The sequence below is a fragment of the Pedobacter sp. V48 genome, from assembly GCF_000523515.1.
GTDB lineage: Bacteria > Bacteroidota > Bacteroidia > Sphingobacteriales > Sphingobacteriaceae > Pedobacter.
On record NZ_AWRU01000006.1, the window covers coordinates 167470 to 185273 of the forward strand.

Below are 17804 nucleotides of genomic sequence, written 5' to 3' on the forward strand. Positions count from 1 at the left end.
AAATATAATTGGAAAACAGATTGGTAAAAAGAAAGGGATGTCGCATCCACGCACATCCCTTTTCTAACCAAATATAAACCTGTATGAACGGGTTTTACTTTAAGTTTCCGTAGTACTCTACGAATTTAGCTAATGCATTAGAATAGCCCCATTCGTTATCATACCAAGAAACCACTTTAACGAAGTTATCATTCAATGAAATACCAGCTTTAGCGTCAAAAATTGATGCATGCTCATCGCCGATAAAATCAGAAGAAACTACTTCGTCTTCAGTATATGCTAATACGCCTTTCAACTCACCTTCAGAGGCAGCTTTCATGGCTTTTTTTACGTCTTCGTAAGTAGCAGGTTTTTCCAAACGTACAGTAAGATCGACTACAGAAACGTCGGCTACAGGAACGCGGAAAGACATACCAGTTAATTTACCTTTTAATTCAGGAAGTACTAAGCCTACAGCCTTAGCAGCACCTGTTGATGAAGGAATGATATTAGAGAAACCACCACGTCCGCCTCTCCAGTCTTTAGCTGAAGGACCGTCAACTGTTTTTTGAGTTGCCGTTACCGCGTGAATAGTACTCATTAAACCTTCTACGATACCAAAATTATCATTTAATACTTTAGCGATTGGTGCTAAGCAGTTAGTAGTACAAGATGCATTGGAAACGATAGTTTGGTCTGCAGTTAATTTATGATGATTTACACCCATTACATAAGTAGGGGTATCGTCTTTTGCCGGAGCAGAGAATACTACTCTTTTTGCACCTGCAGCAATGTGTTTTGCACCGTCTGCTTGAGTTAAGAATAAACCAGTTGACTCAATAACAGTTTCTACACCAACTTCATTCCATTTTAAGTTTGCCGGATCTCTTTCAGCAGTGATACGGATGGTTTTTCCGTTTACTACAAGATTTCCATTTTCTACAGCGATAGTACCATCAAAACGACCATGTGTAGTATCATACTTTAACATATAAGCCATGTAATCAGGCTCAACTAAGTCATTGATTGCAACGATATCTAATCCTCTTTTTAAAGCAGCTCTAAAAACCAGTCTGCCGATACGGCCAAAGCCGTTTATTCCAATTTTGCTCATCTTATTAATTTGAATAGTAGTTTAGTAAATTATATATTGGTTCTTTAGTAATTGATGTTATTTTTAATCCGTGTTTTTCTGCTGTTTCCCGTAATTGCTCCTGAAACGTACCTGCAACAAGACCTACAAAATGTATTTCCTTTCCAGGATGTAGCTTTATTGTTGGCAACAGATATATTTTGAAGTAACTTTCAAACGCTTTATCTATTAGATCTAGTATATATTTATGGTTGCGGTTCTCAAGGAAAAAATCGAAGAAAGAACTGAAGAACTGCTGAGCCATTGGTTTTTTATACACACGCTCAAGTATTTGCGGTCTGTCAAGATTATATTTAACCTCAAACTCACTTTGTAAATCTTTTGGTAATTTTTCCTGAAGAAAGGCCTTTACCAGAATCTTTCCCAGATAAGTTGCTGAGCCCTCGTCACCTAGAATAAATCCAAGGCCAAAGTTGTTTTTCTCAGGACTTTTACCATCAAAATATGCACAGTTGGCACCACTGCCCAATATTCCAACAATGCCACTGTTATTGTAGCACGCTGAAATTGCTGCTCCATACAGATCATCCTTAACGGTGATCTTGCTATACTTAAAGAACAGACCAAGTGTTTCTGCCAATTCGTTTCTTCTTTCTACTGAGGAAGCTCCTGCGGCAAACACATATATTTTCTTTATGCTTTCGGCATGATTAATCAGTGTAGCCTTTTTATTTAAAAATTGCAGTATTGCTTTTTGATCGTTAAAACAAGGATTAATACCGGGCATAGTGCATTCGGCAATGGTTTTACCATCCCGTGCAATTTTCCAGAACGCTGTTTTTGATCCGCTATAAACTACTGCAATCATATTTATATTGATAAGACTTTAGTCATTTCCAATAAATCACTTTCCAATTTAAAGCTGTGCTTCGTAAGTGCTTCTTCAATAGTGGTTGTATGTATATCATTACCACGCAGGCCAACCATTCGCATGGTGTTCCCCTTTAAAAGTTCATTTACTGCAGCAAAGCCAAGTCTGCTTCCAAGTATCCTGTCAAAACTACTTGGGCTGCCTCCTCGTTGAAGGTGGCCTAAGATAGTCACTTTTGTATCATAGTGATTAAATCTTTCCTTTACTTTTTTGGCAATGTCATAGGCTCCACCGTCTTTATGTCCTTCAGAAACAATAACTATGCTCGATGATTTTTTAGTAGATGCACCTGCTTCCAGTTGAGCGACCAATTCATCAACACTAGTTTCTCTTTCAGGTAGCAAAACAGCTTCTGCACCACTGGCAATTGCACTTCTTAAGGCGATACATCCAGAATCTCTACCCATTACTTCAATAAAAAACAACCTGTCATGTGAATCGGCTGTATCTCTGATTTTGTCTATGGCTTCAATAACTGTATTTATTGCGGTATCATATCCTAAAGTGAAATCTGATCCGTATAAATCGTTATCAATAGTTCCTGGTATACCTATAACCTTTACGCCGTGCTTCTTTGCAAATCTCAGAGCTCCAGTAAAAGTTCCATCTCCACCGATGACAATTAGTCCATCTATGTCTCTTGCTTTTAAATTTTCAAAAGCAACATCTAATCCTTCTTCAGTTTTGAAATCCAGACAACGTGCTGTTTTTAATATTGTTCCTCCGAGGTGGATAATGTTACTTACGGACCTTGCATCCATTGGATTAATATTGTTATTTATTAATCCCTGGTATCCCTGCAAAACTCCAAACATATTTATACCATTGTATATTCCGGTTCTTACTACAGCTCTAATACAAGCATTCATTCCCGGAGCATCTCCTCCAGATGTCAACACAGCGATATTTTTGATATTTGGTTTCATGATTTATTATACGAATATAGGGTGTATTTTTTACACTAAGTAATTTATTTTTTATTTTCTGTGTAATTTGGGGACAAGTATATTTATTTGCTTTAATATTTAAAAATTTAATATATAGAAACAGAAAAGCAGTGTCTAGCTTGAACCCGGTTTCAAAGGAATGGAAAAAAAGTAAAATAGAAGCATACTTATTGTTTTACTTAACGGATTATTTAATAAAAGGGGAAGTTCGAAAATAAATCCATCACTAACCGTTATGTATTGCTAAATTGGGATTCTTATCTATCTTTATGGAGAAATTCATATACAGTTTTTGATAAAAGAGGAGATTGTAATTTGGATTTTACAACAAATGAAACCACCTTTAATTATATTTAGAGGTATTGTATAACGAGTAATTAGCGTAATTAATATTTAATATTTTGAAAGAAGTCTTACCAAAGTTTGATTCCACTTTTTCGATTGACTGTGTGGTGTTCGGATTCGACGAGGGAGAATTAAAGATCCTTTTAATCGAGAGAAATGAAGAACCGTTTAAAGACTGGTGGGCATTGCCAGGTAATATTGTTGGAGAAGTTGAAAGTTTAGACCAATCGGCCTCCAGGATCTTAAACGAGCTAACCGGACTAAGTAACATTTATATGGAACAGTACTACACTTTTGGCGATGTTAACCGACATCCACAAGGAAGGGTAGTAAGTATCGCCTATTATGCACTTTTGCGTTTAGGTGGAGATAAGGCTGTAAAGCCAATTAGTACCTATGCAAAACGGGCACACTGGATTAACGTAAAAGATTTACCAAGGCTGGCATTTGACCATCAGCAGATTTTTGATAAAGGGCTTGAAAAGATAAAGCGTCGTATTAAACATCAGCCAATCGCGTTTGAGCTTTTGCCAGAGAAGTTTACACTAACACAGCTGCAAAATGTTTATGAAATTATCCTGAACAAGAAATTGGATAAAAGAAATTTCAGAAAGAAAATGTTAAGCTTTGGCGTGTTAAGAGACCTTCAGGAAAAGCAACAGGGTGTTTCCTTTAGAGCGGCCACCTTGTATAAATTTGACAAGAGAAAATATGCCAAATTGTTTGAAAAGGAAATTTCTTTTTAAGCATATGCTATGCAATAAAAAGGCCTGCATTACACATCAATGATGTGATACAGGCCCTTTTTATTGTGCTTATTTATAGCTATTACTTGTTGGCTACTAACAAGTGGTAATCAACTAGATCATCTATAGGTGAGCGGATAACTTTACCAACACCCATTTCATATCTGTCTGCTACTATACTTAATATATCTCTAAAGCTATAACCAACTGAACCTACGCAGTTTAACGAATGCTCTTTATAGTTAGGATAATGAATTACAAGGTTTTCAAAGAATGCAGTAAATGCATATTCAACAGTAGAGAAGGTATAATCCTCATAATTGTCTTTGAAGTCGTATAAAAACTTACTAAAGCTTGCGCAGAAGCGATTTGGCAATGGTTTGTTATAAATATGATCAAAAATATCTTCGTTGGTTAATGCAAAGTTATCATAGAAGCTTTCTCTAAGTCCTTTTGGCATGTAACCTTTCATATAGTCTGAAAGAATTCTTTTTCCAATGAAACAACCACTTCCCTCATCACCAAGGAAATATCCAAGTGAATCAATGTTTAGGGTGATGTCTTTTCCATCGTATAAACAAGAGTTTGTTCCCGTTCCTAAAATTGCGGCAAAACCAGGTTCATCACCTAATAATGCTCTGCATGAAGCTAATAAGTCGTGACCAATATTGATTTCCGCATTAGGGAAAACCTGCTTCATAGCATCAGCAACAATTTTACGTTTGGCGTCTGTAGAACAGCCCGCTCCATAATAATTTACCTCTTTCAACTTGTCAGTTTCCAAGTGATCAGGTAAGGTTTTTCTTAATGACTCTACGATGTACTCTGTGCTCGAAAAGTACGGGTTATAGCCCTCTGTATTAAAATGAATTTTTCTACCAGCCTCATTAATTAAACACCAATTGGTTTTAGTTGAACCACCATCTGCAATAACTATCATCTTAATTTGATTTTTTCGGGATAAAAGTAAATAATCCTACAACTTTCGTATGGTTTTTTTTCATAAATTTAATTTTTTAGTTTTGGTTAGTTGTTAGTTTTCTGCCTTTAAATGCTTAAAAACAGTGTTTTTTTTAATTTTGCTCGTGATTTTTAGATTACCATATTGTTAAATAAACACTAAGGCTAAAATACACTTGTTATTTTAAAATCCAAATTATAAAATTTCCTGTTTTTATGAATTTAGGTTGCAGCCGCTATAATAGTAGTTTTTTGGTTAAAAATGAACGATAATGTGATTTTTCTCTGTTCAAAGCCGCTGTTAATTCTTTTTTTATCTAAAAGCGTTGTTTTATATCGTATTTTGTAATATTATCAATCTTTCTTTCATTAAGAACATTAAAAATAAATCTTTGTATTCAGTAAAAAATAACATGGCAATAAAAGTTGATTTTAGAAGCGATACGGTAACAAAACCTACGGCAGAAATGCGAGCGGCTATGATGAGTGCAAAAATAGGTGATGATGTTTTTGGCGAAGATGAGACTGTAAACGAATTGGAAAGAAAACTGGCAAACATATTTAATATGGAAGCCGGATTGTTTTGCCCATCAGGTACAATGACCAATCAGATTGCAATTAAATGTTTTACTCAGCCTATGGACGAGGTGATATGTGACCAAACATCTCATGTGTATCGTTATGAGGGCGGTGGTATTGCTTATCACTCTATGGCTTCTGTTCGCCTGTTGTATGGAAACAGGGGGATATTAACACCAGAGTTAATTGAGCCTGAAATAAATGAAAATAATATTCACTATCCAAATTCAAGCCTGGTAGTTTTAGAGAATACAGTAAATAAGGGTGGAGGTATTGCTTATACTTTAGATCAAATAGAGCCTATTCACACATTATGTAATATTAAAGGGTTGAAACTTCATCTAGACGGCGCAAGGATATTTAATGCTTTGGTTGCTACCGGAGACCATGCAAAGGATTATGGGAAATATTTTGATGGAATATCGGTTTGCTTATCAAAAGGACTAGGTGCTCCCGTGGGCTCTGTGCTGCTTGGATCTCAGGAGACAATTAAAAAAGCAAGGAAGATACGTAAGGCATTTGGTGGCGGGATGAGACAGGCAGGTTTTTTAGCAGCAGCAGGTATCTATGCATTAGATCATCATGTTGCGCGTTTAGCCATCGATCATCAGCATGCTGCAGCATTGGCAGGTGCTTTAAATGAAGTTAATTATGTGTCGTCTGTATTACCTGTCCAAACAAATATTGTACTGTTTGATGTAGCACCTGGGTTTAAAGCTAACGATATTGTTCATCTTTTGGCCGAAAAGGGCATTGCCTGTAGTACTACTGGCCCAAATACAATCAGAATGGTTACGCATTTAGATGTTTCTTCGGAAATGATAGATATGGCAATCGAAAACATAATACATTTGCATCCAATTGCCCATAAATAACTTTTATAGATGAATAAAATCCTTATAGCCAACAGAGGTGAGATCGCATTGCGCATTATGCGTTCGGCACGTGAAATGGGAATAAAAACAGTTGCTGTATTTTCTGAAGCTGATAGAGAAGCGTTACATGTACTTTATGCTGATGAAGCCATTTGCATTGGGCCGGCTCCGTCAAATCAATCCTACTTATTAGGAGAAAAAATAATAGAAGCATGTAAGGTTACCGGGGCTGAAGCAATACATCCTGGATATGGTTTTTTATCAGAAAATGCTGGCTTTGCAAGAATGGTTAAAGAATCAGGATTAATTCTCATAGGCCCCACTCCAGAGGCAATGGAAATTATGGGTAATAAATTATCTGCTAAAGCAGCTGCTTTGAAATATAATATTCCGATGGTTCCTGGGACCGAAGAAGCAATTACCGATATTGAAGAGGCAAAGATAAGAGCGGTAGAGGTTGGGTTCCCCATTTTAATTAAAGCCGCTGCAGGTGGCGGTGGAAAAGGGATGAGAGTAGTAGAGCAAGCCGCTGATTTTCAGGAACAAATGCAATTGGCGGTTAGCGAAGCTACATCAGCTTTTGGTGACGGGTCTGTATTTATTGAACGCTATGTTTCATCACCAAGGCATATAGAAATTCAAATTCTTGGTGATACTCATGGTAATATTGTTCATTTGTTTGAGCGCGAATGCTCTATTCAAAGAAGACACCAGAAAGTAATTGAAGAGGCGCCATCTAGTATTTTAACCGAAGAAACGCGTAGAAAAATGGGTGCTTGTGCAGTAGATGTGGCGCGTTCAGTGAGTTATGTAGGAGCGGGAACGGTTGAATTTATTCTGGATGAAAATCTTGATTTCTTCTTCCTTGAAATGAATACCAGACTTCAGGTGGAGCACCCCGTTACGGAAATGATAACCGGTTTGGATCTGGTAAAAGAGCAGATTAAAATTGCCAGAGGTGAAAAACTTTCTTATAAACAGGAGGACTTAAAGATCAATGGGCATGCTCTTGAACTGAGGGTTTATGCTGAAGATCCGGAAAACAATTTCCTGCCGGATATAGGTGTACTGCAAACATACCATACACCAAAGGGGAATGGAGTACGTGTCGATGATGGTTTTAAACAAGGAATGGAAATTCCGATCTATTATGATCCAATGATTGCCAAATTAATCACATATGGTAAGAATAGGGACGAGGCAATTGAACGGATGATCCGTGCCATTGATGAATATGACATTACGGGTATAAAAACTACCCTTGCTTTTGGGAAATTTGTAATGCAGCACACAGCTTTTAGAGAGGGTAACTTTGATACTCATTTTGTAAGTAAATACTTTAGTGCCGAAAGTTTGAAAAAAGAAGACGAGGATGAGGCGCTGATGGCGGCTTTAATTGCAGTAGTTTCATTGAAAAAATCAGATGTGATACCGGCGCAAAACCAGGTAGAAGTAGTAAGCAACTGGAGGAAGAATAGAGTTAAGTTTAATTAATAAATATGTTTACAGGAATAATAGAAACACTTGGGGAGGTTACGGATATAATATCGGAAGGAACAAACAAACATTATATCGTAAAATCAAATTTAAGTAATGAGCTGAAGATAGATCAAAGTGTTTCGCATAACGGAGTGTGTTTAACGGTGGTCGCACTGTCAGAAAACACCCATACTGTTACAGCAATAGAGGAGACACTTCAAAAAAGCAATCTTAATGAGCTAAGAATAGGTAATAAAGTGAATCTGGAGCGCTGTATGTTAATGAATGGAAGATTGGATGGACATATTGTTCAAGGCCACGTAGATCAAACAGCAGTGTGCATTAACAGAGCTGAGCTGGATGGAAGCTGGGAGTTTCGGTTTAAGTATAATTCTAATAGTGGGAATGTTACTGTAGAAAAAGGATCAGTATCTGTGAATGGGATCAGCTTAACAGTAGTGAATTCAGGTATCGATGAATTTTCTGTATTCATAATACCTTACACTTTTGAACATACTAATTTACATGAGGTTATTGTAGGTAGCACAGTGAACCTTGAGTTTGATATTATAGGTAAATATGTGGCAAGACTGGTAAGCAGATAGCTTATCTTTTTAATTCGGCAATCTTGTTTTTGATAAATCCGATCAGCTTTGTTTGCTCCTTAGGATTGATTGTTTTTAAGTATTGCTCGTAATAGTCAATTGCATTCTTCTTGTCGTTAAGCTTTGTTTCATAAACAAGGGCAATATTATACAATAGGCTTCCATTATTTTCGAACTGGAGGCCTTTTTTGTAAGCTGCATTTGCTTCAGTATTCTTGTTTACACCTTCAAATGAATCTCCAAGTAAACCATAATAACTGGCAATTTTGGTTGATATGCCATCTTGTATTGCTTTTTCGAGGTAGGGGATAGCATTTTTATAATCTTTAAGTCCTCGGTAGCTAAGTCCAATGGCATAATATAGCGCTTCGCTATCCATCGACTTGCTTTCTATCGTTAAAAAATTCTTTAAAGCATTTTTATAATCAAGAATGAAAAAATAAGATTTTCCCAGATTATTTAGGACAAAGGTCGAGCTATCACCATAACTTAATAATTTCTCTCCGGTGCTGATGGCTTCATCGTATTTTTTATTCGCCATACTAATAGGCATTTTCATTTTGAGCAGTTGCAGATTTGTGCTATCGGCAGCTAAGGCGGGTTGTAATATATTACTTGCCTTGTCAAAAAAGTTCATTTTAAAATATAGTTCGCATAAATCAAATACCACATCCGGGTCAATAGGGTTTATTTCATTCGCTTTTTTAAGATAACCTATTTTAGCCAGGTTCATTTCACCCTTATTTAAACTTGCTAACTGCTTGTATACAGTGAAATTTGTGCTGTCAATTTTAAGTATATCCACGTAATAAGCCTTGGCCTTTTCATCGTTACCTCTTCTGAGGTTGATGTTTGCAAGGCTAAACAATACAGGCAAATTCTGAGGTTGTTTATCGTGGAGCTTTAAATAATTTTTTTCTGCTTCGGGCAGTTTGCCGGCCATCATATTGGCATATGCAAGCTGTGATATTTCTTTTTCATCCTGAGTATCCTCAGCATAAATGCTTTTTAAATATTGAGCGGCATCAATATATTTTTGTGTTTGGTAATATTCCAGGAGTTTCTCATTATCAAGGACAGCTTTACCCTGTCCGTAAGTAATCTGGCAAGAAATAACTGCAAAAAATACAAGAAGTGCTCTTTTCATACGGGTAATATTTAAACAACTAAAGTATTAGTTATTTGTTGGTATTGCAAATTTTGTCCCTATTTTTTTACGTATATAACGATGACTGGATGATCTCATTGTAAAAAATCAAAACATATTGGCAGGGTAATTGGTTGAATTATAATATAAAATGAATATTAATCTTAATTAAAATACGAATATGGATACTTTAAAGAAGTTTGAATTGATGCAGAAAATCGTAAGGGAATTAGAAGACTTACAGCACTCACAACAGGCAATAATTCAAAAAATAGGGAAAATTGAAGTTGATAACATAGAGCTTGGAGATAAAAGGTTAGAGAAAGACTTGCCTGATATGCATCAAAGAGTTTCAGATAACTTGGACACTATTGTCGGTATACTAGACTATTTTGCTGATAAAACTCAAAACTTTGGTAACAAAAATAATGTTGACGCATTAAAAGAGCAGCAAGCTATAAACGACGCCACAGGTAAATAAAAGTCTAAACAAAATGCCCGCAACTTGTGGGCATTTTACTTTACATCTACAGGTAGATATATGCAAAAAGAAGATCCTTTGCCTACTTCACTTCTAACTATAAGTTTGCCGTCATTTTTCTCCATAAACTCTTTGCATATCACCAGGCCTAATCCTGTGCCCTTCTCATTCATTGTACCCCTTGTGGATATGTTGTCTCCGTTGTGTATTTTTTGGAGCGCTGTTTCTGACATTCCAACACCGTTGTCTTCTATACAAAGCTCAATAAATCCGTCTTTGTATACAGCTGTAATATGTATTTCACAATTTTCATTACAAAATTTTATGGCGTTGTTTAATATGTTTCTAACCACAATCTGTATCATCAATCTATCAGCATAAACCATCTCACCTGGAAAAACATCTTGTATTATTCGAATATTTTTTGCCTCTGCCGCTGGTAAATGATAATTGATTTCATTGACCAGGATGTTTTTTAGATCAAAGAGGTCCCTGTCGATTCCGTAACCTTTTAACTGGCTTCTAGACCAATGCAAAATATTATCTAAAAGTTCTGTGGTATATGAAATGTCTCTGCTTAAAGTGGGTGACAGTGCTTTGAATTCTTCAATTGTAATGACATCTTCCGATGTCATTTTAAGAATTTCTCCAAGGTTGACCAAAGGTCCTCTTAAATCATGCGCAATTATGGAGAATACCCTGTCTTTGAGTTGATTGAGTTGTTGGAGTTCTGTTGTTTGTGATTTAGAGCGTAGCGCTTCCTTTCTTAGTGTAGTAAGGTCCTGCAGTTTTATAATGACTGCCTCGCTATWNNTAAKWTMRGCTGATTTTCATTTAAAGTTCTAATTTCTGCTTCCAGTTCAAATGATCCGTTATGGTTTTCTATTTTTAATTCTATTTTTCCCGATTGTCTTTCATTTATCAATGCTGCAAGTTTTTTATGATCGGGAAAAAGTGCTTCAATCTGGGTTCCTATTATTTTATTTTTCTTAATATCTGATAAGTATCTTCTGAAAGAGGAGTTATAATCAATTACCCTGTTTTTGCTATCCAGGATAACGAAACCATCTTGCATTAGTTCTAATACTTTTTCTCTCGCAACGGGCAAAATATCGAAGAGCTTAAAGCGATAGATGGCAATGGTGATTAAAAATACTGTAATAATAAAGGCAAAAGGGGTAATGTCGAGTTGGCCGAAAGGTCTAAACCCAAAAAAATAAGTGAGGTTTGTTATCCATGGTATAAATGCCGCTACTATTATACTATAGTTTTGACTTTTGTAAATAGGGTCTGATTTACGGAATGTGATGATTAATAAATAGCTTCCAGTGGCCAATAACAGATAGAAATATAAAGTGAATATCCAAAATGATGGTCCCATTTCAAGTGCAACCATTGGAAAATCGCCCGTGGAATCCATATGGTAGCTTTTAAAATGCAAATGGTGATAATCATTTGTCCAAACCATTAATATTGGAATAACTGCTGTGGCAATTAGAAAAGACATATTGATTTTATTCCGGTACCAATGATCCTTTCCTGATAGCTTTAAACAGAATAGAAGCCAGGATAATGGAAGAATGGAGATCCCTATATACTCAATACTTATCCAAAGTTTTGCTTGTTCAATTGTAGTGCTAGCCAATTCAAAGCCATAAGCTAATGACCATAACGCGCTTGAGAACATCATAATACCAAAAAAGCGAACAGCCCCACCTTCTTTTCTATAGATATAGTAAGACAGCAGGAGAGTAGCTGTGCCAAATAAAATTAGAACAATCGAGTATAAATTAAATGTAAAATCCATTAAACAGTAGGGTAATAATAATGCGGGTAAGGGGACGACAATGATATTGTGTTGATCTTTTAAGATAAAACTACGTAATTTAGATACAAATTAAAAATATTCTTAGTTTTACATAATAATAGTCGTTTAATTAATAAAATACTAATCATTCTAATATGAAAAAATTAATCTTATCTGCATTATTTGTTTGCTTTAACCTGGTTGCTTTTAGTCAGGTATTGCCTAGCTTCCAAATGGGGYWMRASGCYSKWNCYRAYCTTWSMWAATTAAGTACCGAAAATACTTTTAGCAGCGACAATAGGGCAGGTTACTACGCTGGTATATGGACCCGCATTGGTGCAGCAGGTATTCATTTGCAACCAGAGCTTTATTTGAGTGGAAAAAATACCACATTAAAAGCGAGTTCAGGCGAAGAAAATAAAGTCAAATTTACCAGTTTAGACGTACCTATACTTGTGGGTACAAAACTTGGCGCAGCTGGTGTTGGCCTAAGATTAAATACAGGCCCCGTAATTTCCTTTATTTTGGATGATGAACAGTCATTTGGACAGGCTGCAGGAAACGTATTTGAAGGTAATTTTAAGGGACAAAATTTCGCTTGGCAATTTGGCGCAGGTGTCGATATTGGTAATTTAGGTCTTGATCTAAGGTACGAAGCCGGACTTTCTAAAATCGGAAAAGATGGCTATGACGATACCAAACTGAGCCTTTTTACTTTCGGACTGGCTTACAGGTTGTTCTAGTAAACAAAAGTTTTCCACATTTTATGCAAAAGGGTAAATGTAAATCATTTACCCTTTCTTTTTGGCTTTAAAATTGATGATGCTTCCGTCCCTACTTAAATCAAATTGATCATGAATATTAAAGAACTATTGCTAAATGGCCAAAGCTTCTCTAAGCTGCTAAATCAGTTCTCAATTGAGGCAGATGATGTGAAAATTCAGGATGAAGATGTCCTTCTTGCTGATCATAAATTAGAACACCAGGAGATTGTTAAAGAAAACATCTGTATTGAAGGTAAAAACAAAGATGGGATTGTTAACTTCTTTGGTACTTTACATTACAATTTATTAAATAAGCTGGCAGTATTTGAAATGCATGGATTCGAGCAGATTTCCAAACCTCAGGTATGCTAGGTGTTTTTTAACACTTCTTTTATCTCATATTCAAACGCCCCTTTTATGGGGCGTATGGGAGTTTCTTTGGAGTCGCTTAATACCTTGATATAGCAGGCCCCAAAATAAAATATAAAAGACGAATAAAATACAAACAACATAATTAGAACAATAGAACCGGAAGTACCGTAAATGTTTCCTATTCCACTAAGTGGAAGCATTATTCTTAGTATATACTTACCAATTGTAAATAATACGGCTGTTAACAGACCACCTTTTAGCGCTACTTTCCAGGTTGGCCTACCATTCGTTAGAAATCTAAATAATACCGTAAACCAGATCATTACAATAGCTATAAATAAAAGCTGATTTAATATCGATAGAAATATTTTTCCAAAAGTAGGAGCTGCTGTGTTTATATATGAGCCTATAAATGCCTGAATACTGTCGGTTATAAAGCCCATAGTAAATAAAAGTCCGGCCAGTAAAATAATTACCATTGAGCGTGCTCTTAACTTCATTTTAAACATAAAACCCGCATGTTCTTTATTTGCAATGGACCATATCTGATCCATAGAATTCTTAATTACAGTGAATAGTGTCGTGGCTACAAATAAGAAGAAAATAAAGCTGAGTAAGGTCGCATACCATTTGTGGTCAATTCCTCTTATGTTTCTTAAGGTCTGTCTGATTTGTCCCGTACTGGTATCGTCCAAAATACTGGCTAAGCGTTCAAACATTCTCGAAGCGAGTATTTTTCTGTCAATAAAATACCCAAAAAGTCTAATTAATATAATTAGGATAGGGGGTAGTGCAAAATTCGCAAAAAAGGCTGTGGCTCCAGCTAAACGCAATGGATCGTTTTTCTGAAATAATTTAAATGCTGCTTTGAAGTGTGTACAAAACAACATTATCCTGTTAACCTTAGTAATCTCTATTTCCACATTATAGCCTTAAACCCCGAAAGTAGCTATTTTTTTATAAATTTCCTCTGAGTTCTTGTTCACGTTCCAGAGACTCGAACAATGCTTTGAAATTTCCTGCACCAAAGGATTGAGCCCCTTTGCGCTGTATGATTTCAAAGAATAAAGTCGGACGATCTTCAACCGGTTTAGTGAATATTTGGAGTAAATAGCCTTCCTCGTCACAATCTACAAGAATTCCAAGTTCTTTTAGTTGTACTATTTCTTCATCAATTTCTCCAACACGATCCGGCATCATACTGTAATAGGCCTCAGGTGGTGCACTTAAAAACTCAACCCCTCGCGCTTTTAATTCCTTTACTGTAGCTAAAATATCTTTCGTTGCTACAGCAATATGTTGCACCCCTTCGCCCTCATAAAATTCCAGATATTCCTCGATCTGCGATTTCTTTTTGCCTTCTGCTGGTTCATTGATTGGAAATTTAGAGTAGCCATTCCCATTACTCATCACCTTGCTCATCAGGGCAGAATATTCTGTGTTGATCTGTTTGTCATCGAACGAAAGAATGTTTACAAAACCCATTACATCTTCGTACCATTTAACGGTTTCATTCATTCGGTTCCAGCCCACATTGCCTACACAGTGATCGATATAAAGTAAACCCACATCGACAGGGTTATAATCGCTATTCCAGTCCCGATATCCGGGTAAAAAGGAGCCATTGTAGTTTTTACGTTCAACAAACATATGTACAGTTTCGCCGTAGGTATAAATACCAGACATACGTACTTCACCATGCTCATCAGTTTTAGTAACAGGTTCCAAATAAGGTTTAGCGCCACGTTTGGTGGTTTCTTCAAAAGCGCTGTAAGCATCATCTACCCACAGGGCTAATATTTTAACTCCGTCGCCATGTTTTTTTACATGTTCGGAAATCTGATTGTCAGATTTTAACCCAGTTGTTAATACCAACCTGATTTTTCCTTGTTGTAGTACGTAGGATGCCCGATCACGTACCCCTGTTTCCGGCCCTGCATACGCTAATGATTGGAAGCCAAATGCTGTTTTATAAAAATGTGCAGCCTGTTTGGCATTTCCTACATAAAATTCTATATAATCTGTTCCATTTATAGGAAGAAAATCTTGCGCTTTAGCAATCTTTTCTGCAAATGTTTGTGTACTCATTTTACTATGATTTGAATAATAAGTTAGTTTCAGTTTTTTTACTCAATATTTTCCTGCCAGCTTTTATGATAACTTTCATCCTCAATATTAACTGCATCTTCAGTAAGCATTAACGGTCTGAAAGGATCTATCATAACAGCAAGCTCATCTGTACTTTCTTTGCCTATAGATTTTTCTACTGCACCTGGATGTGGGCCATGAGGGATACCTCCCGGATGCAAAGTGATCTGGCCTTTAACTACACTCTTTCTACTCATAAAGTCTCCGTCGACATAATAAAGAACTTCATCACTATCTACATTACTATGATTATAAGGCGCAGGTATAGAAAGCGGATGATAATCGTATTTGCGGGGAACAAAAGAACAGATTACGAAATTGTGTCCTTCAAATGTTTGATGAACAGGTGGTGGCTGATGCAAACGACCAGTAATCGGCTCGAAGTTATGAATCGAGAATGCCCATGGGTAATGAAAGCCATCCCATCCTATAAAATCAAAAGGATGTGTGCCGTAGGTATATGGATACATTAGGCCTTGTTTTTTAATCAGCACCTTAAAATCACCGAATTCATCAATGGTCTCCAGATCTGTTGGTCGTTTAATATCGCGCTCGCAATAAGGGGAGTGCTCCATTAATTGTCCATATTCATTACGATAGCGCTTAGGCGACCGGATAGGGCTAAAGCTTTCTACAATAAACAAACGATTCTTTTCATCATCAAATTCCATTTGATAAATGGTTCCCCGTGGTACTACCAGGTAGTCGCCATATTCGAAGCGTATCTTACCGAAGCCTGTTTTTAAAGTGCCAGTACCTTCATGAATAAAAATTACCTCATCTGCCTGACTATTCTTATAAAAATAATCAGTCATTGATTTTCTCGGAGCAGCCAGAGAAATGTGTAAATCACTGTTTACCAATACGGGTTTACGGCTTTGTAAATAATCATCTTCAGGTTTGATATTAAAACCGATTAAACTGGTATGGCGTAAGTGTTTTTCACGGGCAATCTTAGGCTCTACAGAATATGGTTCTCCTAGTGACTTTACAATAGTAGGTGGGTGGCAGTGATAAACAAGTGAATATAAGCTTGAAAACCCTTCAGTAGAGACTAATTCTTCTGCATATAATTTACCATCTGGTTTACGAAAAACAGTATGGCGTTTAGCAGGTATAGTTCCTAAGGTATGATATATAGGCATAGCAGTAGGTATTTGGTTAAAATGTAATTTAATAACGATTAAAACGTGCAAAACGTTTTAAATAAAGCCGGATGATGGGGAGCTTAAAGGGAATATTGCGCAAAAATGATTTTGGAAAGCATTGCATATCTAAATGAAGCCAATGCTTGCCTGGCGATCTGACTCTGATATATAAAATTGCTTTGTATCATTTTTCTTTTGCAGTGGCTAAATTAAGTATTTAATCTGCTAATCAACAAATTGTAGATGATAATTCTCTGAGAAAATTATTTAGTCTGTTTGCCTTATTTTTTATATAGATTTGAATAACTACAAAAAACTATTGATCCTATGAAACTGGTATCCTATAAAACAGAAGACAGAGAACACCTTGGTGTTTTTGTAAACGGACACATTTACAATTTAAATTCATGTGATAAACAATTACCTGATGAGATGAATGCCTTTTTGCAAGGTGGTGAGGTTTTGATGGAACGTGCAAAAAAAGTTGACACTCAGATCAAATCCGGAGAGCTGTCGCCAAAGCAGGAAGCCTTTTTTGAATTACTTGCTCCGGTACCTCATCCAACCTCGTGCAGAGATGGTTATGCATTTCGTCAGCATGTAGCCGCTGCCCGCAGGAACCGTAAAGTTGATATGATTGCAGAATTTGACCAATATCCAATCTTTTATTTCACTAATCATAATGCCATTCAGGGCCCCGGTGAAATTGAATGTATGCCTGATCATTTCCAAAAACTTGATTTTGAATTGGAGGTGGCCATAGTAATAGGCAAAAAAGGAAGAAATATTACAGCTGCAGAGGCTGATGATTATATTGCTGGTTTTACCATTATGAATGATATGAGTGCCAGGACATTACAAATGGAAGAAATGCTGTTAAATCTCGGGCCGGCTAAAGGCAAAGATTTTTCCACCGTAATCGGGCCATGGCTGGTAACTCCTGATGAATTGTTAGCATACAAAACCTCAGCAAAATCAGGGCATACTGGTAATGCTTATAACCTGGAAATGACTTGTACTGTAAACGGCAAGCAAGTCTCTGCCGGGAACATGGCAGATATGGACTGGACTTTTGCTGAAATTATTGAACGCTGTGCTTATGGTGTAGATATTTTACCAGGCGATGTAATAGGATCTGGTACTGTAGGAACTGGATGTTTTCTTGAATTAAACGGTACAGGTTTATTAAATGACCCAAATTTTAATCCTCAATGGCTGCAGGACGGTGACGTAGTGGAAATGGAAATCACCGGTCTTGGTCATTTAAGCAATACCATTAAGAAGATCGATACGGATTTTTCTATTTTGGCCTTGAAGAAGAAGTAAATGAATCATTCGTCGATATGACGGAGTATATACCCTCAATAACCTTATGCTTACCCTCAATACTTCAGATTT

At 36.4% G+C, this 17804-nt stretch carries 18 protein-coding genes; 8 read left to right on the forward strand and 10 right to left on the reverse strand.

Annotated features, from left to right (window positions below):
* Window positions 1-94: 94 nt before the first annotated feature.
* The 3 genes from gap to pfkA are packed head-to-tail and all read right to left on the reverse strand — an operon-like array spanning window position 95 to window position 2929.
* A complete protein-coding gene (gap, locus tag N824_RS05955) occupies window positions 95-1093 on the reverse strand; it encodes a type I glyceraldehyde-3-phosphate dehydrogenase (RefSeq protein WP_048904231.1) in 999 nt (332 codons plus the stop codon).
* Between the two features lie 4 nt (window positions 1094-1097).
* Complete coding sequence (locus N824_RS05960; protein WP_048904232.1) at window positions 1098-1940, reverse strand: hypothetical protein; 843 nt, start codon at window positions 1938-1940, stop codon at window positions 1098-1100.
* Between the two features lie 2 nt (window positions 1941-1942).
* A complete protein-coding gene (pfkA, locus tag N824_RS05965; protein WP_048904233.1) occupies window positions 1943-2929 on the reverse strand; it encodes a 6-phosphofructokinase in 987 nt (328 codons plus the stop codon).
* A gap of 422 nt (window positions 2930-3351) precedes the next feature.
* Here pfkA and N824_RS05970 point away from each other — a divergent pair, with 422 nt between their 5' ends.
* Window positions 3352-4041, forward strand: a complete 690-nt coding sequence (locus tag N824_RS05970; protein ID WP_048904234.1) for an NUDIX domain-containing protein — start codon at window positions 3352-3354, stop codon at window positions 4039-4041.
* An 82-nt stretch (window positions 4042-4123) separates the two neighbouring features.
* Here the strand turns inward: N824_RS05970 and N824_RS05975 are convergent, their stop codons facing one another.
* Window positions 4124-4981, reverse strand: coding sequence for an N-acetylglucosamine kinase (locus tag N824_RS05975; protein ID WP_048904235.1), 858 nt, complete (start codon window positions 4979-4981; stop codon window positions 4124-4126).
* Between the two features lie 433 nt (window positions 4982-5414).
* Here N824_RS05975 and N824_RS05980 point away from each other — a divergent pair, with 433 nt between their 5' ends.
* The 3 genes from N824_RS05980 to N824_RS05990 are packed head-to-tail and all read left to right on the forward strand — an operon-like array spanning window position 5415 to window position 8539.
* Window positions 5415-6455, forward strand: coding sequence for a low specificity L-threonine aldolase (locus N824_RS05980; protein ID WP_048904236.1), 1041 nt, complete (start codon window positions 5415-5417; stop codon window positions 6453-6455).
* Window positions 6456-6464: 9 nt separating this feature from the next.
* On the forward strand, window positions 6465-7949 hold the full coding sequence (accC, locus tag N824_RS05985) for an acetyl-CoA carboxylase biotin carboxylase subunit (RefSeq protein WP_048904237.1): 1485 nt from the start codon (window positions 6465-6467) through the stop codon (window positions 7947-7949).
* A 5-nt stretch (window positions 7950-7954) separates the two neighbouring features.
* Complete coding sequence (locus tag N824_RS05990; protein ID WP_048904238.1) at window positions 7955-8539, forward strand: riboflavin synthase; 585 nt, start codon at window positions 7955-7957, stop codon at window positions 8537-8539.
* 1 nt (window position 8540) lies between these two features.
* Here the strand turns inward: N824_RS05990 and N824_RS05995 are convergent, their stop codons facing one another.
* Window positions 8541-9686: a tetratricopeptide repeat protein gene (locus tag N824_RS05995; protein WP_048904239.1), complete on the reverse strand. Its 1146-nt coding sequence runs from the start codon at window positions 9684-9686 to the stop codon at window positions 8541-8543.
* A 181-nt stretch (window positions 9687-9867) separates the two neighbouring features.
* On the opposite strand from N824_RS05995, the gene N824_RS06000 reads away from it, so the two are divergent.
* Window positions 9868-10167 (forward strand): hypothetical protein, encoded by a 300-nt coding sequence (locus tag N824_RS06000; RefSeq protein WP_048904240.1) that lies wholly within the window; start codon window positions 9868-9870, stop codon window positions 10165-10167.
* A 35-nt stretch (window positions 10168-10202) separates the two neighbouring features.
* On the opposite strand, the gene N824_RS34040 is transcribed toward N824_RS06000, so the two are convergent.
* Window positions 10203-10802, reverse strand: a complete 600-nt coding sequence (locus N824_RS34040) for a sensor histidine kinase KdpD (protein ID WP_235207003.1) — start codon at window positions 10800-10802, stop codon at window positions 10203-10205.
* A 155-nt stretch (window positions 10803-10957) separates the two neighbouring features.
* Window positions 10958-11974, reverse strand: coding sequence for a histidine kinase N-terminal 7TM domain-containing protein (locus N824_RS34045; RefSeq protein WP_235207004.1), 1017 nt, complete (start codon window positions 11972-11974; stop codon window positions 10958-10960).
* A gap of 155 nt (window positions 11975-12129) precedes the next feature.
* On the opposite strand from N824_RS34045, the gene N824_RS06010 reads away from it, so the two are divergent.
* Both N824_RS06010 and N824_RS06015 read left to right on the forward strand, forming a co-directional pair.
* Window positions 12130-12717: a porin family protein gene (locus N824_RS06010; RefSeq protein ID WP_048904241.1), complete on the forward strand. Its 588-nt coding sequence runs from the start codon at window positions 12130-12132 to the stop codon at window positions 12715-12717.
* Between the two features lie 111 nt (window positions 12718-12828).
* The gene (locus N824_RS06015) at window positions 12829-13110 is read left to right on the forward strand and encodes a hypothetical protein (protein ID WP_048904242.1); all 282 of its coding nucleotides are present in this window, start codon (window positions 12829-12831) and stop codon (window positions 13108-13110) included.
* Here the strand turns inward: N824_RS06015 and N824_RS06020 are convergent.
* From N824_RS06020 to N824_RS06030, 3 genes are read right to left on the reverse strand one after another with little or no spacing between them, the layout of a single operon-like run.
* On the reverse strand, window positions 13107-14033 hold the full coding sequence (locus N824_RS06020; protein WP_235207005.1) for a YihY/virulence factor BrkB family protein: 927 nt from the start codon (window positions 14031-14033) through the stop codon (window positions 13107-13109). The genes N824_RS06015 and N824_RS06020 overlap by 4 nt on opposite strands.
* Before the next feature lie 34 nt (window positions 14034-14067).
* On the reverse strand, window positions 14068-15198 hold the full coding sequence (gene hppD, locus N824_RS06025) for a 4-hydroxyphenylpyruvate dioxygenase (protein WP_048904243.1): 1131 nt from the start codon (window positions 15196-15198) through the stop codon (window positions 14068-14070).
* A 38-nt stretch (window positions 15199-15236) separates the two neighbouring features.
* The gene (locus tag N824_RS06030) at window positions 15237-16403 is read right to left on the reverse strand and encodes a homogentisate 1,2-dioxygenase (RefSeq protein ID WP_048904244.1); all 1167 of its coding nucleotides are present in this window, start codon (window positions 16401-16403) and stop codon (window positions 15237-15239) included.
* A gap of 330 nt (window positions 16404-16733) precedes the next feature.
* Here N824_RS06030 and N824_RS06035 point away from each other — a divergent pair, with 330 nt between their 5' ends.
* Window positions 16734-17732, forward strand: coding sequence for a fumarylacetoacetate hydrolase family protein (locus N824_RS06035; protein WP_048904245.1), 999 nt, complete (start codon window positions 16734-16736; stop codon window positions 17730-17732).
* Window positions 17733-17804: the final 72 nt, after the last annotated feature.

Coding starts and splice junctions, on each gene's coding strand:
- gap (WP_048904231.1), bottom strand. CDS start 1,093: ATGAGCAAAATTGGAATAAACGGCTTTGGCCGTATCGGCAGACTGGTT.
- N824_RS05960 (WP_048904232.1), bottom strand. CDS start 1,940: ATGATTGCAGTAGTTTATAGCGGATCAAAAACAGCGTTCTGGAAAATT.
- pfkA (WP_048904233.1), bottom strand. CDS start 2,929: ATGAAACCAAATATCAAAAATATCGCTGTGTTGACATCTGGAGGAGAT.
- N824_RS05975 (WP_048904235.1), bottom strand. CDS start 4,981: ATGATAGTTATTGCAGATGGTGGTTCAACTAAAACCAATTGGTGTTTA.
- N824_RS05980 (WP_048904236.1), top strand. CDS start 5,415: ATGGCAATAAAAGTTGATTTTAGAAGCGATACGGTAACAAAACCTACG.
- accC (WP_048904237.1), top strand. CDS start 6,465: ATGAATAAAATCCTTATAGCCAACAGAGGTGAGATCGCATTGCGCATT.
- N824_RS05990 (WP_048904238.1), top strand. CDS start 7,955: ATGTTTACAGGAATAATAGAAACACTTGGGGAGGTTACGGATATAATA.
- N824_RS05995 (WP_048904239.1), bottom strand. CDS start 9,686: ATGAAAAGAGCACTTCTTGTATTTTTTGCAGTTATTTCTTGCCAGATT.
- N824_RS06000 (WP_048904240.1), top strand. CDS start 9,868: ATGGATACTTTAAAGAAGTTTGAATTGATGCAGAAAATCGTAAGGGAA.
- N824_RS34040 (WP_235207003.1), bottom strand. CDS start 10,802: ATGACATCGGAAGATGTCATTACAATTGAAGAATTCAAAGCACTGTCA.
- N824_RS06015 (WP_048904242.1), top strand. CDS start 12,829: ATGAATATTAAAGAACTATTGCTAAATGGCCAAAGCTTCTCTAAGCTG.
- hppD (WP_048904243.1), bottom strand. CDS start 15,198: ATGAGTACACAAACATTTGCAGAAAAGATTGCTAAAGCGCAAGATTTT.
- N824_RS06030 (WP_048904244.1), bottom strand. CDS start 16,403: ATGCCTATATATCATACCTTAGGAACTATACCTGCTAAACGCCATACT.
- N824_RS06035 (WP_048904245.1), top strand. CDS start 16,734: ATGAAACTGGTATCCTATAAAACAGAAGACAGAGAACACCTTGGTGTT.